Raw genomic sequence first — 23,734 nt, forward strand, 5'->3', positions numbered from 1 at the left:
GGTGATTACATGCAAACCCTCATTTTAGCCTCTTCTTCTCCACGTCGAAAAGAACTACTTGAAATTCTTCAACTACCATTTGAAATCAAAAGCAGTGATGTTGATGAAAGCTTTGAGCCGGGCACAGAACCTGCCGAGGTTGTCATGGAACTTGCCAAGCGTAAAGCAGATGCCGTTTTCCAGGGAAATAAAGAATCGTATGTGATCGGAGCGGATACAGTGGTCGTGTTAGGTGATGACATTTTAGGGAAACCCCGCGACGAAAAGGATGCCTTTCAAATGCTTCGTTCTCTCTCAGGGAAGCAGCATTCTGTTTTTACCGGTGTTTCGATTGTTTCTTCTCAAGAAACAACGACATTTTTCACAGAAACAAAAGTTACGTTCTGGGAGTTAGCGGATGATGAAATAAATGCCTACTTACAAACGGGTGAACCGTTTGATAAGGCAGGAGCATATGGAATTCAAGGTTTTGGTTCCATGCTTGTGAAGGAAATACACGGTGATTATTTTGCCGTTGTAGGTCTTCCTGTTTCACAAACGGTTCGCAAGTTAAAACAAGCTGGCTTTAAGCTCCCAATGTAAACTGCAGCTATTCCATAACTCCTGCCAAAAAAGGGAGGAATAAGATGGACTCTGAATCCTTATTAATAAAGGATTTCCCCGAAAGTGAGAGGCCAAGGGAACGGTTTGTTCAAAAAGGGCCAGAAAGCCTTTCTACTCATGAGCTAATCGCCATTTTATTAAGAACAGGTACAAAAGATGAATCCGTTCTGCAATTATCAAATCGGCTGATCAAACATTTTGAAGGCTTGCGCTTATTAAAGGATGCTACGCTAGACGAAATTACGTCGATTAAAGGCATTGGAACTGCCAAGGCCATTCAAGTCTTAGCAGCAGTGGAAATTGGCAGGCGTATTTCTAATCTCACTTATGAGGAACGCTACAGTATCCGCTCTCCTGAGGATGGAGCAAATTATGTGATGCATGATATGCGTTTTTTATCACAGGAGCATTTTGTATGCTTATATTTGAATACGAAAAATCAGGTGCTGAGTAAACAGACCGTTTTTATCGGAAGCTTAAATGCTTCGATTGTTCATCCGCGCGAGGTGTTCAAAGAAGCCTTAAAACGTTCTGCCGCTTCTGTGATTTGTGTTCACAATCATCCTTCAGGCGATCCTACTCCTAGCAGAGAAGATATCGAAGTCACAAAGCGTTTAGGTGAGTGCGGAAAAATAATTGGCATTGAAGTGCTTGATCATCTTATTATCGGGGAAAATAAATTTGTCAGCTTAAAGGAAAAAGGGTATTTATAGCACTAGGTTTTTATTTGACGTTGGGCTATAATATTGTTTATGATTTTTTAGATGCACAGTAATAAAATGATATAATGAGGGATATGAACTTTAATTGTTCACGGATAGTGGACAGGTTATATGTATCAGAAAGGGAGATACTGTTATGTTTGGAATTGGAACAAAAGATTTAGGAATAGATCTGGGAACTGCTAACACACTTGTGTATGTTAAAGGAAAAGGAATTGTTGTAAGAGAGCCATCTGTTGTGGCCTTGCAAACAGATACAAAGAATATTGTGGCTGTCGGAAATGACGCGAAAAATATGATTGGCCGTACACCTGGTAATATTGTGGCTCTTCGTCCGATGAAAGACGGAGTCATTGCTGATTACGAAACGACGGCTGTTATGATGAAATATTATATTAAACAAGCGAATAAAAATAAAGGTTTGTTCTCTGGTAAGCCATATGTCATGGTTTGTGTACCTTCTGGCATAACGGCAGTTGAAGAACGTGCTGTTGTAGATGCAACACGCCAGGCTGGGGCAAGAGATGCCTATACAATTGAAGAACCCTTTGCAGCTGCAATTGGTGCCAATCTGCCTGTTTGGGAGCCTACTGGCAGCATGGTCGTTGATATTGGCGGCGGTACGACAGAAGTTGCAATTATCTCCTTAGGTGGTATTGTAACTAGTCAGTCGATCCGCATTGCTGGTGATGAGATGGACGATGCGATTATTAATTATATCCGCAAAACGTATAATCTGATGATTGGGGATCGTACAGCGGAAATGATTAAAGTCGAAATTGGTTCTGCCAGCGATCCAGAGGGTGTGGATAATATTGATATCCGCGGTCGTGATTTATTAACAGGATTGCCTAAGACCATTGAAATTACAGCAGAAGAAATCGCCAAAGCATTAAATGATACTGTTGCTGCCATTGTTGATGCTGTAAAAGTAACTTTAGAAAAAACTCCGCCAGAGCTTGCCGCAGATATAATGGATCGCGGAATTGTGCTGACAGGCGGCGGTGCATTGCTGCGAAATTTGGACAAGGTCATTAGTGAAGAAACGAAAATGCCAGTGCTGATTGCTGAAAATCCATTGGATTGTGTAGCGATCGGAACAGGAAAAGCATTGGATCATATTGATCTGTTCAAAACAAAAGCAAAGGATTCACGCTAATTAAGGAAAATGTATTGGCATCATTCTATAAGAGAGCTGATGCCTTTCTTCCTTTCCATATGCTAAGCGAATAAGCGAAAAAATAAATCGAGGTGTTCAAAATGCCACAGTTTTTTTTGAATAAGCGCCTGATTATTTTGCTTGTCAGCATTATTGTACTTGTGGCTTTAATTGGTTTTTCCTTGCGTGAACGCGAAAAGGTAACGTGGCCGGAGCAATTCCTTAAAGATATGACAGGATTTGTGCAAAATGCTCTTTCAGGCCCAACAAATTATATTGCCGGCTTTATAGAAAATGTGCAGGACTTGCAAAATACATACAGTGAAAATCAAGAGCTTAAGCCAAGGCTTGACCAGCTAGCCAGTCTTGAAGCGGAAGTGCAGCGGCTGAAAAAAGACAATGCAGAACTGCGTGAAATTGTCGGAAAAGAAGATTCACTCAGTCAATATGAACCAATACAGGCGACTGTTATTGGACGAAACCCTGACCGTTATCATGAGAATCTGATTATTAACAAAGGGGAAAACGACGGCATTCAGGCAGATATGGCTGTAATTACTGCAAATGGTTTAATTGGAAAAGTAAAAAATGCGCAAAGCTTTACGTCAACTGTACAGCTCTTAAGTTCTATGGATCCAACAAATCGTATTTCAGCAGCAATTCAGGCTGAGGATGATAAGAAGATTTTTGGTTTGATTGAAGGCTATGATAAAGACAAGAAGCTGTTAATGATGACAAAAATCCCTTATGATGCCGAAGTGAAGGAAGGTCAAAATGTAATTAGCTCCGGACTTGGCGGTGTCTTTCCTGAAGGGCTGATTATTGGGAAAGTGCTTGAGGTTGAAAATGCCGAATACGGATTGACGCAAACAGCTTATCTGGAAACGGGCGCAGACTTGTATGATATCAATCATGTCATGGTTGCTAAAATTACAAGCATGTCAGCAGAGCTTCAAGAAGAATTACAAAGTGCGATAGAGGAAGAGGAGGAAGAGGAGTGAGAAAATATCTTCTTCCATTCTTGTTTCTTTTTCTGTTTGTTTTTGAAAGTATTTTTGTGCAATACTTGCCGACTGAAATGTTTGGCGGCGATAGAATTACAGTGCCGCGCTTCTTAATCATCAGCATTCTGTTTTTAACAGTATTCAGCGAGCGTAAATATGGCATCATTTATGGTATTATTTTTGGTTTGCTATTTGATATTGTTTATACCGGAGTTATAGGCATCTATTTGTTTTCATTTCCAATCCTGGCCTATTTAATGTCCAAGCTCATGCGCATTCTGCAGAGTAACATCGTCATGGTCAGCTTGGCTTCATTAGTGATGATTGTCTTGCTTGAAATAAGTGTATATGAAATAAACGTAGTGATTAATCAGACGGAGTTGAACTTTGCGGATTTTGCTTCACTAAGGCTTCTGCCAACAGTGGTGCTTAACTCTGCCTTTATCATCATTGCTGGGTATCCGTTAAAGCGGCATTTTGAAAAATTTATTGCAAGTTTGTCGGATTAAAACAACTATTACAAGCAGTACATGATACAGAATTATGCATTTTAGGTTCTTTAGGCTGGTTAAAAAAATATCTCATCAGCCTAAGGAATCGTCCAATTGGATAAAGGATTTTCTGAGCTTTCTGTCGAATATATTTTCACATGGAGAAAATCTGTGAGCTTTTTACATGAGGTAGTAGATTCATATAGAAACAAAAAAGGAAGAAATAGAACATCATAACTGGTTCCCTATTCCTTCTGAATATATGATTTTTATGCGGAGAGCTTTTTTGAGGTGAACAACTTGAAATGAAAAAATACCAGAATGTAACGATAAAAGGAACTAAAGAAGGACTAACATTGCATCTTGATGACACATGTTCCTATAGTGATTTAAAAGAAGAGCTCGATCAGAAGCTTTCTGAAAGCAGCAAGTCTCAAAGCGATAAATTAATATCGGTTATGGTCCAAGTGGGAAATCGCTATTTAACAGCTGACCAAAAAGAAGAATTGAAAGAATTAATCCGTCAAAAGAAAAATCTTGTTGTTGATACAATTAATTCAAATGTAGTAACAAAGCAAGAAGCTGAAGCTGAACGAATTGCACATGAAGTGGTTTCCATTGCGAGAATTGTAAGGTCAGGACAAGTGCTAGAAGTGGCAGGAGACCTCCTGCTCATTGGCGATGTGAATCCTGGCGGGACCGTGAAAGCCGGAGGGAATATTTACATATTAGGAGCTTTAAAAGGGATTGCACATGCTGGCTGCAGCGGAAATCGCGACGCAGTCATTGCTGCTTCTGTTATGAAACCTTCACAATTAAGAATTGATGAATGTTTAAATCGTGCACCCGACTCATATCCGGAAGAAGATGGCCGCGAAATGGAATGTGCTTATATAGATGAAAACAATCAAATTACGATTGATAGATTACAAGCTTTAATGAATATTCGACCAAATTTATCGAAATTGCAAGGGGGATTCTAGTGTGGGAGAAGCAATAGTCATTACATCCGGTAAGGGTGGTGTCGGAAAAACAACGACATCAGCAAATGTTGGTACTGCCTTAGCCTTGCAGGGCAAGAAGGTATGCCTTGTTGATACGGATATCGGCCTCCGCAACCTGGATGTTGTAATGGGACTCGAAAACCGCATTATATATGACCTTGTGGACGTCGTCGAAGGCAGATGCAAAATTCATCAGGCGCTAGTGAAAGATAAGCGTTTTGAGGACTTGCTTTATCTGCTTCCAGCAGCACAAACGAGTGATAAAAACGCTGTATCTCCAGAACAGATGAAAGTGTTAATTGATGAACTGAAACAAGATTATGATTATATCGTCATCGATTGTCCTGCGGGAATTGAGCAAGGCTACCGAAATGCTGTTGCCGGAGCGGATCATGCAATTGTCGTGACAACACCTGAGGTTAGTGCTGTAAGAGATGCAGACAGAATTATTGGCTTATTGGAAAAAGAAGAAGGAATCAGCGCTCCGAGACTTATTATCAATCGCATTCGCAATCATCTGATGAAAAATGGAGACATGCTTGATGTGGATGAAATTACTACACATTTGTCTATCGATTTGATTGGCATCGTTGCAGATGATGATGAGGTCATTAAAGCATCCAATCACGGTGAACCGATTGCCTTAAATCCGAATAGCAAGGCCTCTATTGCCTACCGCAATATCGCCCGCCGCATACTTGGTGAATCGGTACCTCTGCAATCACTTGAAGAAGAAAATGCGGGTATGTTTACAAAAATTAAAAAGTTTTTTGGCGTGAAATAAGAAAGTGCCAGTTTGCAGACGTTAAATTCGAAAACCGGGGATTCCCGGTTTTTTTTTATATGGATTGCTTCCATATCAGTCATACTCTATTTGGACAACTCATAAAATGGTAGAAATAAATACCATGATGGTGGTGGGATATATGAGTTCAAGAGCTGATGAGATACGGAAGAAGATGGCAAAGAAGAAACGAGAAATGCAAAGATCACCAAATAGAGGTCATAAACCTCTTATGTGGAATGAAGAGGAACAAGAAACCAGCTACGGTTACAGCACAATCCCGGATTATGATCATCCGCCTCTAAAGGATGATGGACATCCCCTTTTTAAAAAAGAGGCGATCATTTTTAAAATTCTATTTTCAGCGTGCCTATTTCTTGCTGTGGCAATTATGTTTCGCAGTGAAGCGCCTTCATTGTCGACTGTAAAAACATTTATCACTTCAACAATGGAAAAGGATTTTCAGTTTGCGGCGGTCGCCGACTGGTATGAAGACCAATTTGGCAAACCACTTGCTTTATTGCCAGTCAAAGATGATGAAAAGGATGAAGAATCCGACCAGAATCTTAACAATTATGCTTTGCCTGCTTCTGCTAAAATTGTCGAAGATTTCGATGATAATGGTCAAAGAATGATTTTGGAAACAGAAAAAGGCGCAAGTGTGGAAGCCATGAGTGAAGGCTATGTGTCCTTTGCGGGATTGAAGGAGGATTTTGGCAATACTGTTGTGATTCAGCATCCAGACCGAAGCGAGTCGTGGTACGGCAATCTTGAAAGCATTGATGTAAAGCTGTCACAGTATATAAATAAAGGCACCTCTGTAGGAGCAGCTTCAGCGTCAGAAACTGGTGAAAAGGGATCTTTTTACCTGGCGATTAAAAAGGGGGATAATTTCATCGACCCTATTCAGGTGATTCCTTTTGATTAAAATGCTGAGATTGGTAAAATATCTTTATATACATCCGCTCCTATGGCTTGTAATAGGACTGGCAATTGCTACTGGACACTTTAGAGAATTACTGCTGCTGCTTTTCATTATCACTGTCCATGAATTTGGTCATGCAGCGGCAGCAGCTCATTTTAATTGGCGCATCAAAAGAATTGCATTGCTTCCATTCGGCGGAGTGGCTGAAATGGATGAGCACGGCAACCGACCGCTGCGTGAAGAACTTATGGTTGTTTTGGCAGGTCCGATTCAGCATGTTTGGCTGATCGGCGGAGCTGCCATATTACATAGCCTCACATGGATGTCAGCAGACGTGTTTCAGCTGTTCGTTCAATATAACTTAATGATCCTGATATTTAACTTGCTGCCCATTTGGCCGCTTGACGGGGGAAAACTTATTTTTTTATTTTATTCAAGTAAGCTTCCCTTTCCAGCTGCCCATAAAAAGACACTCTATTTGTCGATCAGCAGTCTGTTTGTATTTATGATCTTCTTTTTGTTTACTGGGCCTTTTAATTTAAATATATGGATTGTTGCTGCTTTTTTAGCCTTTTCACTATATTATGAATGGAAGCAAACGAGGTATATGTTTATGCGCTTTTTACTTCAGCGCTATTATGGGAAGCATACAGATATACGGACATTGAAGCCAATCATTGTGGACGAAAAGGATAAATTGATCGATGTGCTCGATCAGTTTCAGCGAGGCTGCAAGCATCCGATTGTCATTGAGCAGGATGGAGCTGAAAAAGGAACACTGGACGAAAATGAACTGCTTCATGCCTATTTTTCTGAAAAGCTCGTAACTGCTAAAATAGGAGATATTGTTTATTTGTATTAAAGATAAAGCGAGGAACTTAGAGTTGGAAAAGCTAATCATTAACAGCAGCACAAGGGAAAAACGGTATATCCTGCTAAAAGAAAATAAAGTCGATAAACTTATCATTGAACAGCCGAAGTCGCAGGCTGCAGTAGGCAATATTTATCTTGGACTGACTGAAAAGGTTCTTCCGGGGTTAAATGCTGCCTTTATAGGTATTGGGCAGGAGAAAAGCGGCTTTCTCCATAAAGAGAAGCTTAGTTCTTATGTGAATGATGAACAGGAGAAGGCGGCAAAAGAAAGCCGTTCGATCTCAACATTTATTCACCAGGGAGAGAAAATGCTTGTTCAGATTGAAAAAGATGCAGACGGAACAAAGGGACCGAGATTAACTGGACTTATCGAATTAGCCGGAGATCATCTTATCTATATGCCAGAAGGACGTTATGTGGCTATTTCAAAAAAAATAGATCAGCCAGCTGACAGGCAGCGATTGAGAAGCTTCGGCATGAGAGAAAAAAACGAACGTGAGGGTCTAATCTTCCGAACATCCGCTTTGCTTCAGCCTGAATCTATACTCTTAGAGGAGCTTAAAAGGCTTAGAGAACAATATGAAGAAATTTCAGCAGCCGCTGCTTCTAAAAAAAAGCCTGGAGTTGTCTACGAAGAAAACCTCTTTTTACAAAGCATGATAGAAGAAGTAAAAAAAATGAAGTCAGGCGATATTGTGGTGGATGATCTTTCCCTAAAGGATCTTCTTGTCCGCTATACCTCTTTACCTGTTACATATTACGCCGATAAGGAAAATATTTTTGCGGCTTATAGCATTGAAGGAGAAATTGAAAAAGCGATCAAACGAATTGTCTGGCTTAATCAGGGAAGCTATTTAATTTTTGATGAAGCTGAGGCACTTACCGTAATTGACGTGAATACCGGAAAGTTCTCAGGCAAACAAAGTCGCCAGGATACGGTGTACAAAACAAATGAGCTTGCTGCAAGGGAAGCGGCGAGGCAAATTCGGCTCCGTGATCTCGCTGGCATTATCCTAATTGACTTTATTGATATGGGAAATGAAAACGATAGAAAAGCAATCTTAAATGTGATGAAAGCAGAGCTCATGAAGGATGAGCGCCAAACTAAGCTAATTGGCTTCACTCCATTAGGAATTCTGCAGCTGACGAGAAAAAAGACGAAAAATTCTCTTCGCGAAACACTCACCTCTCCATGTGGTGTATGCCATGGAACAGGGCGTGTGTTCAGTGCGGAAAGTATTGCTTTTCGGTTAGAGCGCGAGCTATGGGAGTATCGAAGCAATGATCATGAAGCAGTGCTGATTGGACTTACCGAAGATGTGAAAGACATATTTACAGGAGAGAATGCTGCACACCAGTCACGATTAGAAGAGATGCTTGGATTAAAGATCGTGTTGGTGAACACTGAGGACAAAAGCCCTTCGTATGAGATTAAGAAATTTGGTGCATATCGTGATTTAAAAAAGAATTTACATTGACACATATCCCAATAATATGATAGTATTTTCATGTTATGTTTGTAGCGCACCTGTGCTACAACCGCACAGAACAGGTGTTAAGAGGTAGCTACCCGCTTCCCACCTGAAGATGGCGAGTCTTAGTTTATGAGGAGGTGCATTTATGTACGCGATTATTGAAACTGGCGGTAAGCAAGTACGTGTAGAAGAAGGTCAAGCAATCTACATCGAAAAACTTAACGGCGAAGCAGGCGAAACGGTAACTTTTGATAAGGTTCTTTTTGTAGGTGGAGACAGTGTGAAAGTAGGAAGCCCGGTTGTTGAGGGTGCTACTGTAACGGCTAAAGTTGAAAAACAAGGCCGTGCGAAGAAAATCACTGTATTCAAATACAAAGCGAAAAAGAACTACCGCAAAAAGCAAGGTCATCGTCAGCCTTACACAAAAGTTGTTATTGAAAAGATCAACGCATAAGGCGATTCTGACATGATTGATATTACGATTACTCGTAATCAAACCGGTAATATTCAATCCTTTGCCATCAGCGGCCATGCCTTTTTTGCTGAAAGAGGTCAGGATATTGTGTGTGCAGGTGTTTCTGCTGTCTCGGTCGGCGCAATTAATGCGGTGCACGAGCTAACAGGTGTTACACCAGATATCACGCATGATCCGGATGGACTGCTTCATTGCACTCTTCCTGATGACCTGTCAGGAGATGTACTTGATAAAGTTCAGCTTTTGCTACAAGGAATGGTTGTCTCTTTGCAGAGTATTGAAGAAACTTACGGACAGAATATAAGAATTACCTTCAAAAAATAGGAGGTGGAATAAATGCTATTAAAATTAGATCTTCAGTTGTTCGCTTCTAAAAAAGGAGTAGGTTCTACTAAGAACGGCCGTGATTCAATCTCTAAGCGCCTTGGTGCTAAGCGTGCGGACGGTCAATTCGTAACTGGCGGCTCTATTCTTTACCGTCAGCGCGGCACAAAGATTTACCCAGGTGTAAACGTGGGTAAAGGTGGAGATGACACGCTTTTCGCGAAAGTGGACGGTGTTGTTAAATTCGAGCGTCTTGGACGTGACCGCAAGCAAGTGAGCGTATATCCACAAGCACAAGAAGCATAAGCGATTAGGAAAACTCTAACCTTTATGGTTAGAGTTTTCGTTTTATATAGACCTTAATTACCTTATTGTATTTTCAGAAAGAGCGAATGCTAAAGAAATGCGAGGCATCCGCTCATTCAAAAAGAAAATGTAAGTGCAGGTTTGTCTTTGTCTTTCAGAATGGCCATTGTCCATTTCCTTTATCGCCTGAACGCAAAGATATATGGATAAAATTCATAAAGATGTACTTTATAGTCATGTTATTTTGCTCAAATTAGATTACGACCAGATACTTTTTTGATATACTTACTAAAAGGGATGATATTGTAACTACTTAGTATAGGAGTATCTTATGGATAAAGAATGGGATATGATTGAAGTGCTTCGCCATGCTCGTCATGACTGGCTTAATAAACTTCAATTAATCAAAGGAAATCTGGCACTGGATAAAATAGAACGGGCAAAAGAAATTATTGATGAAATTGTGTTGGAATCGCAGCAAGAGGCGAAGCTTTCAAATCTAAAAATTCCTCTATTTGCATCATTGCTCCTCACCTATAATTGGGAAAATCACTTTTTTCAGCTCGAATATGATGTGCTGGAGGTTGATGGAAGCAGCTGTATTAAACAGCTGGATGACAAAGCGCTGGCACAATGGACAAGCGAATTTTTTGAATGTCTCAATGCATCTGTAAAACCCTATTATGAAAATCACCTATCCGTTTCAATAGAGCCCCAAAACGAAGCAGCGCGATTCTTTTTTGATTTTAGCGGGATGATTGTCGATAAAAGCATGTTAAATGAATTTTTTACGAACAATCCCAGCTTTTTAATCGTACATCTTCATGAATTTTCAGATATGGAGCTTGGATTGGAAGTTTTCGTGCCTTTTCGCATCGAAAATAAAAAGTAGTGATTCTCGTCGAATAGCATTTCATCAAACATGCACAAGCTAAGGCTATAAAGAGCTGGCATATTAGAAGCAGAGTTTCTGCATGACGGGAGGAAATTAAACAATGTTTGTTGATCAGGTTAAAATATATGTAAAAGGCGGAGATGGCGGCAACGGAATGGTTGCATTCCGCCGTGAGAAGTATGTACCAAAGGGAGGTCCCGCTGGCGGTGATGGCGGAAAAGGCGCAGATGTTATTTTTGAAGTAGAAGAAGGCTTGCGTACTTTAATGGATTTCCGCTACCAAAGACACTTTAAAGCAACACGCGGTGAGCACGGGATGTCTAAAAACCAGCATGGCCGCGGCGCAAAAGATATGATTGTAAAGGTTCCGCCTGGTACGGTGGTGTCGGACGCTGAAACAAGTGAAGTCATTGCTGACTTGACTGAGCATGGTCAAAGAGCGGTTATTGCCAAAGGCGGCAGAGGCGGCAGAGGAAACTCACGATTTGCTACTCCAGCCAACCCGGCTCCTGAACTTTCAGAGCACGGAGAGCCAGGGCAAGAACGTGATGTTATTCTTGAACTGAAGCTATTGGCAGATGTAGGCTTAGTTGGATTTCCAAGTGTAGGAAAATCAACATTGCTTTCGGTTGTTTCATCGGCTCGTCCAAAAATTGCTGAATATCATTTCACAACGATTGCGCCTAACTTAGGGATGGTCGAAACAGAAGATAGCAGAAGTTTTGTTATGGCTGACCTTCCAGGCTTAATTGAAGGAGCTCATGAAGGAGTCGGTCTCGGACACCAATTTCTGCGTCATATCGAGAGAACAAGGGTTATTGTTCATGTCATTGATATGGCTGCAACAGAAGGCAGAGATCCATACGAAGATTATGTGACAATCAACAAGGAATTAAAAGAATATAACCTGCGTTTAACCGAAAGACCGCAAATTATTGTAGCGAACAAAATGGACATGCCTGAAGCTGAAGAAAATCTGCAGGTATTTAAAGAAAAGCTGCAAGAAGATTATCCGATTTTTCCAATTTCTGCAGTAACACGCAAAGGCCTTCGTGATTTGCTGTTTGCGGTTGCTGATAAAATTGAGCAAACACCTGAATTCCCAATTATGGAAGAACAGGAAGAAGAGAATGGCGTCCATCGCGTCCTTTACAAGCATGAAGCACAGCAAACTGAGTTTGTGATTACCCGTGATTCTGCTGGTGCCTTCATCTTAGAAGGAGATGCTGTTGTCAAACTCTTCAAGATGACCGATTTCAGCCGTGAGGAGTCTGTACGCCGTTTTGCTCGTCAGCTTCGCGGAATGGGCATTGATGATGCGCTGCGTGAAAAAGGTGCAAAAGACGGAGATACCGTTAAGCTCATGGAATTTGAATTTGATTTTGTTGACTAGCCTTTTCTGAATGTGACGAGGTGTAAAGATGAAACAAGATAAGTCTGATAAAAAGTTCTTTTTAATAAGAGAAGATGTGCTGCCTGAAGCGATGAAAAAAACGTTAGAGGCAAAGGAAATGATTGAAAGAGGAAAAGCGGAGTCTGTTTGGGAAGCTGTTCAAAAGGTGGACTTAAGCAGAAGTGCTTTTTACAAGTACCGCGATACCGTTTTTCCTTTCCATACGGTCGTAAAAGAGCGAATCATCACTTTGTTTTTCCATCTGGAAGACCGTTCAGGCACACTATCGCATTTGCTGAGTGTCGTGGCTTCTTCCGGCTGTAATGTGCTAACGATCCATCAGACGATTCCCTTGTTAGGAAGAGCAAATGTAACTTTATCATTAAATGTGGCTGAGTTGGCTACTGAGATTGATGAACTGCTGACAAATTTAAGAAGGCTCGAGTTTGTTGACAAAGTGGAGGTACTCAGTTCAGGTGCGTGAAGATGCGCGCCTGCCGAGTGCCTGTTTTTTTACATACAGGTTCAAGAAAATACATAGATCATGTTTTTAGAAGTGAGGAGAGGTTTTCATGAAGATCGGCTTTTTAGGACCACAAGCAACATTTACCGATATTGCGGTAAGAGGTTTGTTTCCATACGGAACAAGAATTCCTCTTCAAACCATACCCGACTGCTTTGATGTTTTAAATGAAGGAGAAGTTGACCTGGCTGTGATTCCGATTGAGAATGCATTAGAAGGATCAGTTAATATAACACTCGATTATTTAATTCATGAAGCAAAGAAACCAATCATCGGAGAAATCACAGCGCCAATTCGGCAGCATTTAATGATTCATCCTCTTCATCAGGACAAATGGGATGAAATAACGGCTGTCTATAGTCACTCACATGCGATTGCACAGTGTCATAAATTTTTACACTCCCAGTTAAAAGGGATTCCGACAGTAAATACAACTTCTACTGCTGCAGCAGCGTCCTATGTTAAAGATCATCCTGAGCTTAAGGTTGCTGCGATTGCAAATGAACTGGCGGCAGAAGTATATGGATTAGCCATCGCCAAATCAGATATTCATGATTTTGATTACAACCATACGCGTTTTATTGTTGTATCTAAAGAGGAACAAGAACTCAATATCGATACGCCACTCTTTAAAGGCTATAAAACAACCATCATGGTTACTCTGCCTTTAGACCGTGCTGGTGCGCTCCATCAAGTTTTATCAGCGTTTGCCTGGAGAAATCTGAATTTATCCAAAATTGAATCGAGGCCGATGAAAACGGGACTTGGCAACTATTTCTTTATCATTGATGTGGATATGCAGAAAGATGATGTATTAATTCCAGGTGTAACAGCAGAGTTAGAAGCACTTGGCTGTAAAGTGAATATATTGGGGAGTTATCCTTACTATAGTTTAGAGAAAAGTAATTAAAAGTTATTTGAAAATGGAGGGGCTGTTCCAAAGGAGCAGTCTTTTCGCTTTGGAAAAATAAAAGGAAATTGTGCTTTGGCGAAGTGTTGGCGAGTAAAGGGTGAGTAGATTCTTTTTGTGACGCTGGGAAGATAGACATGAATACTACGCTGGAAAAAAGACAATGGGTAGAATAGAGGGGAGTGAAGTGCCCTTCCCATCGCGAAAAGAGAGTTGGTGGGGGCTAATGGGGAGGCAGAGTTCCCGTCACGTCGCAAAAAGAGAGCCGGCGGGCACTAAGAGGGTACCAAAGTGCCCGCCAAGCCGTGAAAAGAGAGCTGACGGGAACTAAAGTGGTACCAAAGTGCCCGCCAGGCCGTGAAAAGAGAGCTGACGGGAACTAAGAGGGAAACAAAGTCCCCGCCATGCCGCAAAAAGGGAGTTGGCGGGGACTAAGAGGGAAGTAAAGTGCCCGCCCCGCCGCAAAAAGAGAGCTGAAGGGAACTAAGGTGGTACCAAAGAGCCCGCCACGCCTCAAAAAAGAGCCGCCCCCCAGCAAAAGAGCCGCCATCAATCACCCACACCCCAAAAAATAAAGTTGACGGAAAGAAATAGATACTAACCTACCCGCAGCAAGTGATCTTCCTCTCACCAACAACTAAAAAGAGGTAAGGATTAAATCCCTACCTCTCCAATCGCTCGTAACTATTCCACCAAAAATCCCGCTTCTCTTAACGCATCAACCGCCTCATCTAAATTTTTTTCTGAGGGAGCTGAAATGGTATGGATATGGTAGCCATCGGTCAGCTCTGATAAGAAGGATGCTTGTGTGGTTTTAATTTTTTTTATGAATTGATTTACTTCTTTTCTGCTTGAAACCATAATGGAGGCAGTTAAGTCTCCGTAAACAGGATGTTCAATTTTAACATCTTTCACTGTTACCCCATAATCCACAAATAGGTGCAATTCTTCTTCGGCGCGCTCGGGTGTGTGACAGCAGGCAATAGTCCGTTCAGCAACGGGAGAAGGAGCGTTGTTCGCTAAATACATATAACCTTGACTTGTGGCAATGATTGGCTCGCCTCGTGCTTTTAATAAGGTAATGTCTCCGACAATTACTTGCCTGCTTACATTTGTTTTTGTGGCCAGCTCTCCGCCCGTAATCGGCTGACCTCCGCTTTGTAATAATTTAAGCAGCAAGGAGCGTCTCTCTTCACCAAGTATTTTCTTTTCACTCAAAATAAGTTCCCCCCAAACGCTCACATATTGTCCCATTTTACCATAAATTCTAGCTGAATTTAAATGGATGTAGATCAGTCCGCTGCAAGAGAAATAGATGTTTTTTCAGATTAAATCATATTTTCATAAAAAAAATCATAAGTTTTTGTGTAGATTGTTAGCAATTTGCCCAATCCTTCATACACTATATGGACTATCGCAGATATTCAGTTTTTAAACTGCTTGCCCACAGCTGCAGGGAAAAACTGAAAGCCCGATTTGATCAACAATCCGCGTCCCCGTTACAATCAGCGAAGCGGTTCGTGGTATGACTTTACACATAGGAGGGAAATCAGAGTGAAAATCCATATCGTACAGAAAGGGGATACCCTTTGGAAAATCGCCAAAAAGTACGGAGTCAATTTTGAAGAGCTTAAAAAGATGAATACACAGCTCAGCAATCCTGATATGATTATGCCCGGCATGAAAATAAAAGTTCCTGCATCAGGCGGCACAATTAAAAAAGAGGCGCCAATAGGTCCGGAAGTTAATATGGGTTCCAAAAAGGAAATGCCAAAGGCTGAGCATCCATTTGTAAAAGAAAAGCCAATCACACAGCCTGTAGCTGAAACACCTAAGGAAATGGTTCAGCCGCAGAAACCGGCGCCGCTTAAGCAAGAAAAACCTAAAAAACCATATATGCCCAAAATGCCAAAGCCTATGATGCCAGATATTGATATTAACAATTATTATTTAATGAATCTTGCTAATATACAACCGCAGCAGCCTGCCCCACAGCCAAAGCCAATGCCGCAGCCAAAGCCAGTTCAGCAAAAGCCTGCTGCACAGCCGAAGCCGGTACAGCCAAAGCCAGTGGAACAAATAAAGCCTGCAGAACAAATTAAACCTGTAATGCCTAAGGCAACAGAACAGCCAATTGCAGCTCCTGCAAAACCGAAGCTGCCGCCGAAACCACTAAATTTATTTCCACAGGAGAATCCTGTTGAAATGCATGAGAGTATGAATTTGCCAACAAACCAAGGAGGTTACGAACAGCCTATGAATCCTTATCACAATCACAATGCTTTTTTCCCGGGAGCACCTGTCGCACCAGGAGCAGCACAACAAGGTGGATTTCCTCAAGCACAAATGCCATATCCGCAAGTTCAGGGTGTGCAGTCGCCATATTATGGAATGATGCCAGGTGTTGAAAGTCCTAACTATGAAGAATCTTCACCGTATATGTCACAGCAGCAATTGCCGCTTTCACCAGCACAAGCGCAAATGCCAGCGCCAGTAATGGGTGTTGAGGATTACGGTCATCAGCTGCCGCATCAGCCGACATACACAGCTCCTGCCTATCAGCAGCCGTATTATCCATGCCCGCCAACACAGATTTATCCTGTTTCGCCTGTAATGCCGGGGCCAGGGCCAGGCTACTGCCCGCCGCCGATGCACTATGGTTATCCGCAATATGCGCCGATGCCGCAAGTGCAAGGGGTAATGGAGGAGCCGAATTATGCTCAGATGCCATTGATGCCAACGGAGAGTCAAATGCCTTTAAGTCCAGCTCAAAACCAAATGCCATTAATGCCGTCTCAAAGTCAAGTGCCATTAATGCCTACTTCTGTACAAGGAGCAGAAGCTGACTGTGGATGTGGTGGAGGAACACCAGCACCAACAGGATTTGCACCACAATATCAGCAGCCATTTGCTCCAGCACCTGCATTTCCAGTAGCGGTTCCTTATGGTCAGCCTTATGGAGCATTTCCACAAGCGCAGATGAATCCATACGGATATGGACCAATGGGCGGANAGCAAAAGAGCCGCCATCAATCACCCACACCCCAAAAAATAAAGTTGACGGAAAGAAATAGATACTAACCTACCCGCAGCAAGTGATCTTCCTCTCACCAACAACTAAAAAGAGGTAAGGATTAAATCCCTACCTCTCCAATCGCTCGTAACTATTCCACCAAAAATCCCGCTTCTCTTAACGCATCAACCGCCTCATCTAAATTTTTTTCTGAGGGAGCTGAAATGGTATGGATATGGTAGCCATCGGTCAGCTCTGATAAGAAGGATGCTTGTGTGGTTTTAATTTTTTTTATGAATTGATTTACTTCTTTTCTGCTTGAAACCATAATGGAGGCAGTTAAGTCTCCGTAAACAGGATGTTCAATTTTAACATCTTTCACTGTTACCCCATAATCCACAAATAGGTGCAATTCTTCTTCGGCGCGCTCGGGTGTGTGACAGCAGGCAATAGTCCGTTCAGCAACGGGAGAAGGAGCGTTGTTCGCTAAATACATATAACCTTGACTTGTGGCAATGATTGGCTCGCCTCGTGCTTTTAATAAGGTAATGTCTCCGACAATTACTTGCCTGCTTACATTTGTTTTTGTGGCCAGCTCTCCGCCCGTAATCGGCTGACCTCCGCTTTGTAATAATTTAAGCAGCAAGGAGCGTCTCTCTTCACCAAGTATTTTCTTTTCACTCAAAATAAGTTCCCCCCAAACGCTCACATATTGTCCCATTTTACCATAAATTCTAGCTGAATTTAAATGGATGTAGATCAGTCCGCTGCAAGAGAAATAGATGTTTTTTCAGATTAAATCATATTTTCATAAAAAAAATCATAAGTTTTTGTGTAGATTGTTAGCAATTTGCCCAATCCTTCATACACTATATGGACTATCGCAGATATTCAGTTTTTAAACTGCTTGCCCACAGCTGCAGGGAAAAACTGAAAGCCCGATTTGATCAACAATCCGCGTCCCCGTTACAATCAGCGAAGCGGTTCGTGGTATGACTTTACACATAGGAGGGAAATCAGAGTGAAAATCCATATCGTACAGAAAGGGGATACCCTTTGGAAAATCGCCAAAAAGTACGGAGTCAATTTTGAAGAGCTTAAAAAGATGAATACACAGCTCAGCAATCCTGATATGATTATGCCCGGCATGAAAATAAAAGTTCCTGCATCAGGCGGCACAATTAAAAAAGAGGCGCCAATAGGTCCGGAAGTTAATATGGGTTCCAAAAAGGAAATGCCAAAGGCTGAGCATCCATTTGTAAAAGAAAAGCCAATCACACAGCCTGTAGCTGAAACACCTAAGGAAATGGTTCAGCCGCAGAAACCGGCGCCGCTTAAGCAAGAAAAACCTAAAAAACCATATATGCCCAAAATGCCAAAGCCTATGATGCCAGATATTGATATTAACAATTATTATTTAATGAATCTTGCTAATATACAACCGCAGCAGCCTGCCCCACAGCCAAAGCCAATGCCGCAGCCAAAGCCAGTTCAGCAAAAGCCTGCTGCACAGCCGAAGCCGGTACAGCCAAAGCCAGTGGAACAAATAAAGCCTGCAGAACAAATTAAACCTGTAATGCCTAAGGCAACAGAACAGCCAATTGCAGCTCCTGCAAAACCGAAGCTGCCGCCGAAACCACTAAATTTATTTCCACAGGAGAATCCTGTTGAAATGCATGAGAGTATGAATTTGCCAACAAACCAAGGAGGTTACGAACAGCCTATGAATCCTTATCACAATCACAATGCTTTTTTCCCGGGAGCACCTGTCGCACCAGGAGCAGCACAACAAGGTGGATTTCCTCAAGCACAAATGCCATATCCGCAAGTTCAGGGTGTGCAGTCGCCATATTATGGAATGATGCCAGGTGTTGAAAGTCCTAACTATGAAGAATCTTCACCGTATATGTCACAGCAGCAATTGCCGCTTTCACCAGCACAAGCGCAAATGCCAGCGCCAGTAATGGGTGTTGAGGATTACGGTCATCAGCTGCCGCATCAGCCGACATACACAGCTCCTGCCTATCAGCAGCCGTATTATCCATGCCCGCCAACACAGATTTATCCTGTTTCGCCTGTAATGCCGGGGCCAGGGCCAGGCTACTGCCCGCCGCCGATGCACTATGGTTATCCGCAATATGCGCCGATGCCGCAAGTGCAAGGGGTAATGGAGGAGCCGAATTATGCTCAGATGCCATTGATGCCAACGGAGAGTCAAATGCCTTTAAGTCCAGCTCAAAACCAAATGCCATTAATGCCGTCTCAAAGTCAAGTGCCATTAATGCCTACTTCTGTACAAGGAGCAGAAGCTGACTGTGGATGTGGTGGAGGAACACCAGCACCAACAGGATTTGCACCACAATATCAGCAGCCATTTGCTCCAGCACCTGCATTTCCAGTAGCGGTTCCTTATGGTCAGCCTTATGGAGCATTTCCACAAGCGCAGATGAATCCATACGGATATGGACCAATGGGCGGACCTGCATTTGGGCGTCCTTTTGACGAAAGCAGTGATTTCGAAGGATAATGGAGGAAGAGACGATTTAGAGTTAAATCGTCTCTTCACCTATTTAAATGGTCAACTTCCTTTTGTCTTAACCGATCTGAAACGCATTCGAAAAAATGTTTTTAAGATTCGTACGGATAAGGAACAATATATTCTAAAAGAATTTTCACCAAGCCACCGCTTAAAGCTTCAGGAAACCTTTACTTCTTCTTTGAAAAATGAAGGTTTTGATTCAACATATCAATTTGTAGACATTGCACGAGATGCACCGCTTTATTTTCAAGGAAGGTTTTTTGGACTGCTTGAGTATATTCCTTCATCGCAAATGCCTTTTACGTACGGCACATCTAAAAACAGAAAAGATGCACTGAGGCTCCTTCATCAATATCATGAAACAACCGCCAAATTATATCCAAGATACAAAACCTTGCTCCCCGCATTTGATCAAATTGCGAAATGGGATGACCGGTTGACAGGTTTTCTGCAAAATATTTCGCTGATTAAGTTGTTTATATATGCTGATATTCTTGATGAATTTGTTGGATGGGCTAAATGGTCGTTATCTGGAATGAAGGAAACGTACGAATGGCTTGAATACCAGCCGAAAGTTGTTCTGCATGGAGATGTAGCTTTTCATAATTTTCTTCGTGGAGAGGATGATCGGCTTTACGTATTAGATTTTGATTTAATCAGCAATGGGTATGTTTACTCTGATTATTTGCAATTCGCAAATCGGATATTGCCATCTATAGGCTGGTCCTTTAATGAACTGCAATCCTTTAAAATTCTAAAGCCTTATCTTTCAGAAAAGGGCTTTTTGTATGGTCTCATCTATCCATCAGATATTTTTCGTGAATGGAATCGGATTATACGCGAGAGAATGTACAATGATCGTGTGAAAATAAAAAATGTGCTTGAGATGACTTATTCTCAATTAGAGAAAAGGCGCACATTTATTCATGATGTAAAAATGGAAATCGGTTCATAGATCTTCCTGTATTCTTCAGGCATTAAACCTCCTCGACGCAGCCAAGCTAAACAAGAGCAGACCGCTCAGGCTTGTGAAAACGAGGAGGTTTTTACTTTGAATAAAAAACAGGCTCTTATTCCCTTTGCAGTATTTGTATCTCTTGGATTAACGGCATGCGGTTCGAATGGAGATACTGCTGTTCAAGATCGAAATACGGAAGTGACGCAGCCAATGGGTTATTATTCAAATGAGCACCACGAAGAACAAGATCGCGGAAATGCACGATTGCTCACAAGCAATGATAATGATGGACCAATCGTTGAAATGATGGATCATTCTCTTGGAGAAGAAAGAGGACATCAGCGTGATGGGACGTATAGCAGAGCGGATCGAAACTACCACAAGCATCTTGGAGATCCGATGAAGACCCCGCGCTCCTCATATTATCAATCGTATGATGGCGCTACTGCTGAAAATGTAAGTAAAGCGGCATCTCGTGTTGAAAATGTCAAGGATGCACAAGCATTGTTACATGGCGATGAAATTGTCATTGCAGCAATGCTGGAAAATCAGAACAATGATACGGAGACGAAAAAAAGCATTCAGCAGGCAGTTCGTCCATTAATTGGCGATCGCTCAGTTCATATCTTAACGAATGAAAGTCAATATAACCGCATCAAGGTCTTAAACAACGACCTAAAAGATGGCGGGATGCGCGAGCAGATTGACTTGGATGTGGAAAACTTGTTTAAGGATTTGAATCATTAAGTTAAGCATGAAAAAAAGCTTAGATATAAGTGTGTAAACCATCCGAATGATTAGGAGTATTTTCTAATCATTCGGTTTTTTGTTGATGATTTGATTTTTAAAATAGATACGGATAAGCTTGTAAAATTTGGTCACACTAATAATAAACAATGATCCTTAAGCGATACTATTTCGCATTTATAGACGAGGTGACCAAACAATGAAAATCTTACCTGCATCACTGCTATCTGCTTTTATTATGATCATAGGAATTGGTGGTGCCAATGAGGCATTCGCACAGGTAATGGATCAAGAAGAATCTGCCCCCCAAATGAAAGTGATCTTGGAAAGAGTCTATTTGGATGGCGAAATAAGCGAAGAAACAGTGACTGAAACCATTTGGGCTGCCGAAGATTTTTGGGCGAAATATGAAGATTGGAACTTAATAGATATGGATGAAGATGTCGTTGTCTTTAGACAGCAGACAGACGATATTTCGCCGCTTTTAAAAGCAAATGGATATTTTGGCATTACAGAAGAAGGGGTTCTCACCATTTTTAACGGAAAACCGCAGAGAGCCAATATTATTCAATCCTTTTTTCAAATTGATATCCAAAGACTAGAGAGCAAGAAATGTGAACAATTAAAAGAAGGCATTCCGATTATGACAAAAGACCGCTATATAAATGTGCTTGAAACCTTCAAAACCTATTCAACAGATGGAAAGGTCTTAAATTAGACTAGAGACATTTTATAAAAGGCCTTTTCTAATTGAATATTTTAAGTATTATGCCTAAAACAGAAGAGTACAAGACTCCTCCGTGGTGAGTGGGAAGCTGCGACCACGAAGCTTCATAGCAACAAGAGAGCTTAGTTTCCTCCTAATCGTTTGGCGTAAGAAATCTGTTAAACAGCAAAAGCTTGCATAAACGCTTCAAAAAAAAGCAATAAGTTTAGTTACGGCCGGTGACAGATGTCCTGGTCTTTTTATTGCGGATTAAACATTTGTAATGTTACATAGTATTTGTTAACATGTAATTAAGTAACATTAGATATCAGGAGGAAATTCTGTGGAGTATGTCGATCCTATTAAAGATATTCAAAGTATTAATGAAATAAAAAAAGAATTAAAGGAACAGTCACAAAGGGATTTGCTTCTTTTTGTTTTAGGAATTAATACCGGGATCAGAATTAGTGACTTACTTTCATTAAAAATCAGCGATGTATCTGATGGTAGCGGAACAAAAGAGTTTTTAGAATTGGAAGAATCACAGCAGACAATCTATTTGAATCATGCCGTGCGTGTAGAATTGCAGAAATACCTGGGACAGTTTAATTACCACCATGATGATTATTTATTCAAGTCAAAAAAGAATGAGTTGCCGATTACCAGACAGCAGGCCTATAGAATCATTAACACTGCTGCCAAAAAGGTTGGCATACCAGGAAAAATTGGTACGCATACCCTCCGCAAAACATTTGGGTATCATGCTTATCGCAAAGGGATTGCGATCTCGATTATTAAGGGGATCTATCAGCATCATTCTTCTGCTGAGACGTTAAAGTATATTGGAATTGATAAACACGAGGGGCAGATGATCAAAGTCGATGTGAATTTGTAGGCGATAAATGCAAGGAATGAACATAAAGAAAACCCCCGCATTTTGATGCGGAGGCTAGAATTAATCGTCAGTATCCTCAAGCGTTGTGTTCATATCGACATGTGTCAAATCTGTCACAATATCCTCAGTCACGTTTACTTGAAGCATCTCGTTGTTTTTCATAAATTTAAAAATTCCATTGTTAAAGTCTGTACAGCTGTCCTTGAAGAAGATTCCTTCGTATTCAACATTTTTGGAATGTTTGAAAATGACCCGATATTGCTCACTGTCTTTGACAAGATATGCACGAACGCCTTTCTCAAACAAACCTTCATTATCTTTCAGATCACGAGAAACAGAGATGATATGAAGGTCTACAAAAGGGATTTCGCGCAGCAAAGAATTAATAATGGATCCTTTTGCAATTTGCTCCCATCGGCTTTGTGCTGTCTGGCCTAGAATAATCTGCGTAATATGCTGTTCTCGGGCAACTTCGGCAATCACTTTAGATACAGGTTTCTTTTCATTATCTCTTAAGATAAAAGCATCAGCGCCTTGTTTCTCTGCCAGCTGCTGCCATCTGGTAATATAGTGAGATTTCTCTGCATCCATTTCATCAAATGGCTTAGGGTCTATCGTCAAAATATAAAGTGGACAATCAAGCATGTTTGCGAGCTTGCTGCCGCGCTGAATAAGTCGTTCTCCATTCGGGCCATAGTAGACGCACACTAAGATGCTTTCGTCCATACGACCTTTAATTTTCTTCATTTAAAGCTCACCTCGTAATAGATGTGAAATAACTAATCAAAAATCTTTATTAAATTGGCTATGTATGACTATAGCTCATGACACACACACAGTCAATGTAAAAAACAAAATTAAAGCAGTCCTTTTTTAAAAGATAAAATATGCATCCAGATCACCAGTAACGATCATTTTGCACCACGGCAGATCGGACCGGAAGAATACGTTTTAAAAGGGTTCTTTCTTTACTCGGCATGTTCTCATTAAAAATTTATATAAAGGAGGTA

At 41.3% G+C, this 23,734-nt stretch carries 26 protein-coding genes and 1 other annotated feature; of the genes, 23 read left to right on the forward strand and 3 right to left on the reverse strand.

The window, feature by feature from the left end; translation table 11 throughout:
- Positions 1-9: 9 nt before the first annotated feature.
- From B7E07_RS06320 to pheA, 17 genes are all read left to right on the forward strand, one after another.
- Complete coding sequence (locus tag B7E07_RS06320) at positions 10-582, forward strand: Maf family protein (protein ID WP_080844625.1); 573 nt, start codon at positions 10-12, stop codon at positions 580-582.
- 44 nt (positions 583-626) lie between these two features.
- Positions 627-1,316 carry a RadC family protein gene (gene radC / locus B7E07_RS06325; RefSeq protein ID WP_080844628.1) on the forward strand — a complete coding sequence of 230 codons (690 nt, stop codon included), beginning with the start codon at positions 627-629 and terminating at the stop codon, positions 1,314-1,316.
- A 145-nt stretch (positions 1,317-1,461) separates the two neighbouring features.
- The gene (locus B7E07_RS06330; RefSeq protein WP_080844631.1) at positions 1,462-2,484 is read left to right on the forward strand and encodes a rod shape-determining protein; all 1,023 of its coding nucleotides are present in this window, start codon (positions 1,462-1,464) and stop codon (positions 2,482-2,484) included.
- A 101-nt stretch (positions 2,485-2,585) separates the two neighbouring features.
- A complete protein-coding gene (mreC, locus tag B7E07_RS06335; RefSeq protein WP_080844634.1) occupies positions 2,586-3,485 on the forward strand; it encodes a rod shape-determining protein MreC in 900 nt (299 codons plus the stop codon).
- Positions 3,482-3,997 (forward strand): rod shape-determining protein MreD, encoded by a 516-nt coding sequence (gene mreD, locus B7E07_RS06340; RefSeq protein ID WP_080844637.1) that lies wholly within the window; start codon positions 3,482-3,484, stop codon positions 3,995-3,997. Before mreC ends, mreD begins: the two co-directional genes overlap by 4 nt.
- A gap of 287 nt (positions 3,998-4,284) precedes the next feature.
- The gene (gene minC / locus B7E07_RS06345; RefSeq protein WP_080844639.1) at positions 4,285-4,962 is read left to right on the forward strand and encodes a septum site-determining protein MinC; all 678 of its coding nucleotides are present in this window, start codon (positions 4,285-4,287) and stop codon (positions 4,960-4,962) included.
- A 1-nt stretch (position 4,963) separates the two neighbouring features.
- A complete protein-coding gene (minD, locus tag B7E07_RS06350; protein WP_080844641.1) occupies positions 4,964-5,767 on the forward strand; it encodes a septum site-determining protein MinD in 804 nt (267 codons plus the stop codon).
- A 142-nt stretch (positions 5,768-5,909) separates the two neighbouring features.
- Entirely contained in the window at positions 5,910-6,695 is a 786-nt protein-coding gene (locus B7E07_RS06355) for a M23 family metallopeptidase (protein WP_080844644.1), read from the forward strand.
- Positions 6,688-7,554 (forward strand): M50 family metallopeptidase, encoded by an 867-nt coding sequence (locus B7E07_RS06360; RefSeq protein WP_080844647.1) that lies wholly within the window; start codon positions 6,688-6,690, stop codon positions 7,552-7,554. Before B7E07_RS06355 ends, B7E07_RS06360 begins: the two co-directional genes overlap by 8 nt.
- 22 nt (positions 7,555-7,576) lie before the next feature.
- Complete coding sequence (locus B7E07_RS06365; protein WP_080849121.1) at positions 7,577-9,043, forward strand: Rne/Rng family ribonuclease; 1,467 nt, start codon at positions 7,577-7,579, stop codon at positions 9,041-9,043.
- A gap of 49 nt (positions 9,044-9,092) precedes the next feature.
- Positions 9,093-9,173: a sequence feature (ribosomal protein L21 leader region), on the forward strand.
- A 12-nt stretch (positions 9,174-9,185) separates the two neighbouring features.
- A complete protein-coding gene (rplU, locus tag B7E07_RS06370; RefSeq protein ID WP_080844649.1) occupies positions 9,186-9,494 on the forward strand; it encodes a 50S ribosomal protein L21 in 309 nt (102 codons plus the stop codon).
- Positions 9,495-9,506: 12 nt separating this feature from the next.
- Positions 9,507-9,839, forward strand: a complete 333-nt coding sequence (locus tag B7E07_RS06375; RefSeq protein WP_080844653.1) for a ribosomal-processing cysteine protease Prp — start codon at positions 9,507-9,509, stop codon at positions 9,837-9,839.
- A 12-nt stretch (positions 9,840-9,851) separates the two neighbouring features.
- Positions 9,852-10,145, forward strand: a complete 294-nt coding sequence (rpmA, locus tag B7E07_RS06380; protein ID WP_066443170.1) for a 50S ribosomal protein L27 — start codon at positions 9,852-9,854, stop codon at positions 10,143-10,145.
- A gap of 331 nt (positions 10,146-10,476) precedes the next feature.
- Positions 10,477-11,037 carry a sporulation initiation phosphotransferase B gene (locus B7E07_RS06385; protein WP_080844655.1) on the forward strand — a complete coding sequence of 187 codons (561 nt, stop codon included), beginning with the start codon at positions 10,477-10,479 and terminating at the stop codon, positions 11,035-11,037.
- Positions 11,038-11,140: 103 nt separating this feature from the next.
- The gene (gene obgE, locus B7E07_RS06390; RefSeq protein ID WP_080844657.1) at positions 11,141-12,433 is read left to right on the forward strand and encodes a GTPase ObgE; all 1,293 of its coding nucleotides are present in this window, start codon (positions 11,141-11,143) and stop codon (positions 12,431-12,433) included.
- A 28-nt stretch (positions 12,434-12,461) separates the two neighbouring features.
- On the forward strand, positions 12,462-12,917 hold the full coding sequence (locus B7E07_RS06395) for an ACT domain-containing protein (protein ID WP_080844660.1): 456 nt from the start codon (positions 12,462-12,464) through the stop codon (positions 12,915-12,917).
- An 88-nt stretch (positions 12,918-13,005) separates the two neighbouring features.
- Positions 13,006-13,866 carry a prephenate dehydratase gene (gene pheA / locus B7E07_RS06400; protein WP_080844662.1) on the forward strand — a complete coding sequence of 287 codons (861 nt, stop codon included), beginning with the start codon at positions 13,006-13,008 and terminating at the stop codon, positions 13,864-13,866.
- Between the two features lie 684 nt (positions 13,867-14,550).
- On the opposite strand, the gene B7E07_RS06405 is transcribed toward pheA, so the two are convergent.
- Positions 14,551-15,087, reverse strand: a complete 537-nt coding sequence (locus tag B7E07_RS06405; protein WP_139785708.1) for a transcription repressor NadR — start codon at positions 15,085-15,087, stop codon at positions 14,551-14,553.
- Between the two features lie 333 nt (positions 15,088-15,420).
- Here B7E07_RS06405 and safA (B7E07_RS24385) point away from each other — a divergent pair, with 333 nt between their 5' ends.
- Positions 15,421-16,947 carry a SafA/ExsA family spore coat assembly protein gene (gene safA, locus B7E07_RS24385; RefSeq protein ID WP_080844665.1) on the forward strand — a complete coding sequence of 509 codons (1,527 nt, stop codon included), beginning with the start codon at positions 15,421-15,423 and terminating at the stop codon, positions 16,945-16,947.
- A gap of 83 nt (positions 16,948-17,030) precedes the next feature.
- Here safA (B7E07_RS24385) and B7E07_RS06415 read toward each other — a convergent pair whose 3' ends face one another.
- Entirely contained in the window at positions 17,031-17,567 is a 537-nt protein-coding gene (locus B7E07_RS06415; RefSeq protein WP_139785708.1) for a transcription repressor NadR, read from the reverse strand.
- A gap of 333 nt (positions 17,568-17,900) precedes the next feature.
- Between B7E07_RS06415 and safA (B7E07_RS06420) the strand changes: the two genes are divergently transcribed.
- The 5 genes from safA (B7E07_RS06420) to B7E07_RS06440 all read left to right on the forward strand — a co-directional run bounded on the left by safA (B7E07_RS06420) (position 17,901) and on the right by B7E07_RS06440 (position 22,724).
- Positions 17,901-19,406, forward strand: coding sequence for a SafA/ExsA family spore coat assembly protein (gene safA / locus B7E07_RS06420; protein WP_080844666.1), 1,506 nt, complete (start codon positions 17,901-17,903; stop codon positions 19,404-19,406).
- Positions 19,378-20,373: an aminoglycoside phosphotransferase family protein gene (locus tag B7E07_RS06425; protein WP_257391404.1), complete on the forward strand. Its 996-nt coding sequence runs from the start codon at positions 19,378-19,380 to the stop codon at positions 20,371-20,373. The genes safA (B7E07_RS06420) and B7E07_RS06425 overlap by 29 nt, the downstream gene beginning before the upstream one ends.
- 96 nt (positions 20,374-20,469) lie before the next feature.
- Positions 20,470-21,123, forward strand: a complete 654-nt coding sequence (locus B7E07_RS06430; protein WP_176215120.1) for a YhcN/YlaJ family sporulation lipoprotein — start codon at positions 20,470-20,472, stop codon at positions 21,121-21,123.
- Between the two features lie 283 nt (positions 21,124-21,406).
- A complete protein-coding gene (locus tag B7E07_RS06435; protein ID WP_373886067.1) occupies positions 21,407-21,841 on the forward strand; it encodes a BofC C-terminal domain-containing protein in 435 nt (144 codons plus the stop codon).
- Between the two features lie 331 nt (positions 21,842-22,172).
- The gene (locus B7E07_RS06440) at positions 22,173-22,724 is read left to right on the forward strand and encodes a tyrosine-type recombinase/integrase (protein WP_080844679.1); all 552 of its coding nucleotides are present in this window, start codon (positions 22,173-22,175) and stop codon (positions 22,722-22,724) included.
- Positions 22,725-22,784: 60 nt separating this feature from the next.
- Here B7E07_RS06440 and B7E07_RS06445 read toward each other — a convergent pair whose 3' ends face one another.
- Positions 22,785-23,471 carry a universal stress protein gene (locus B7E07_RS06445; protein ID WP_080844681.1) on the reverse strand — a complete coding sequence of 229 codons (687 nt, stop codon included), beginning with the start codon at positions 23,469-23,471 and terminating at the stop codon, positions 22,785-22,787.
- Positions 23,472-23,734 lie beyond the last annotated feature (263 nt).

This window comes from Cytobacillus gottheilii (assembly GCF_900166665.1).
GTDB classification, from domain to species: domain Bacteria; phylum Bacillota; class Bacilli; order Bacillales; family Cytobacillaceae; genus Cytobacillus; species Cytobacillus gottheilii_A.

What these genes read in the sequence shown, in the direction of transcription:
- B7E07_RS06320 (WP_080844625.1), top strand. Translation starts at nt 10, where the DNA reads ATGCAAACCCTCATTTTAGCCTCTTCTTCTCCACGTCGAAAAGAACTA.
- radC (WP_080844628.1), top strand. Translation starts at nt 627, where the DNA reads ATGGACTCTGAATCCTTATTAATAAAGGATTTCCCCGAAAGTGAGAGG.
- B7E07_RS06330 (WP_080844631.1), top strand. Translation starts at nt 1,462, where the DNA reads ATGTTTGGAATTGGAACAAAAGATTTAGGAATAGATCTGGGAACTGCT.
- mreC (WP_080844634.1), top strand. Translation starts at nt 2,586, where the DNA reads ATGCCACAGTTTTTTTTGAATAAGCGCCTGATTATTTTGCTTGTCAGC.
- minC (WP_080844639.1), top strand. Translation starts at nt 4,285, where the DNA reads ATGAAAAAATACCAGAATGTAACGATAAAAGGAACTAAAGAAGGACTA.
- B7E07_RS06355 (WP_080844644.1), top strand. Translation starts at nt 5,910, where the DNA reads ATGAGTTCAAGAGCTGATGAGATACGGAAGAAGATGGCAAAGAAGAAA.
- rplU (WP_080844649.1), top strand. Translation starts at nt 9,186, where the DNA reads ATGTACGCGATTATTGAAACTGGCGGTAAGCAAGTACGTGTAGAAGAA.
- B7E07_RS06375 (WP_080844653.1), top strand. Translation starts at nt 9,507, where the DNA reads ATGATTGATATTACGATTACTCGTAATCAAACCGGTAATATTCAATCC.
- rpmA (WP_066443170.1), top strand. Translation starts at nt 9,852, where the DNA reads ATGCTATTAAAATTAGATCTTCAGTTGTTCGCTTCTAAAAAAGGAGTA.
- B7E07_RS06385 (WP_080844655.1), top strand. Translation starts at nt 10,477, where the DNA reads ATGGATAAAGAATGGGATATGATTGAAGTGCTTCGCCATGCTCGTCAT.
- obgE (WP_080844657.1), top strand. Translation starts at nt 11,141, where the DNA reads ATGTTTGTTGATCAGGTTAAAATATATGTAAAAGGCGGAGATGGCGGC.
- B7E07_RS06395 (WP_080844660.1), top strand. Translation starts at nt 12,462, where the DNA reads ATGAAACAAGATAAGTCTGATAAAAAGTTCTTTTTAATAAGAGAAGAT.
- pheA (WP_080844662.1), top strand. Translation starts at nt 13,006, where the DNA reads ATGAAGATCGGCTTTTTAGGACCACAAGCAACATTTACCGATATTGCG.
- B7E07_RS06435 (WP_373886067.1), top strand. Translation starts at nt 21,407, where the DNA reads ATGGATCAAGAAGAATCTGCCCCCCAAATGAAAGTGATCTTGGAAAGA.
- B7E07_RS06445 (WP_080844681.1), bottom strand. Translation starts at nt 23,471, where the DNA reads ATGAAGAAAATTAAAGGTCGTATGGACGAAAGCATCTTAGTGTGCGTC.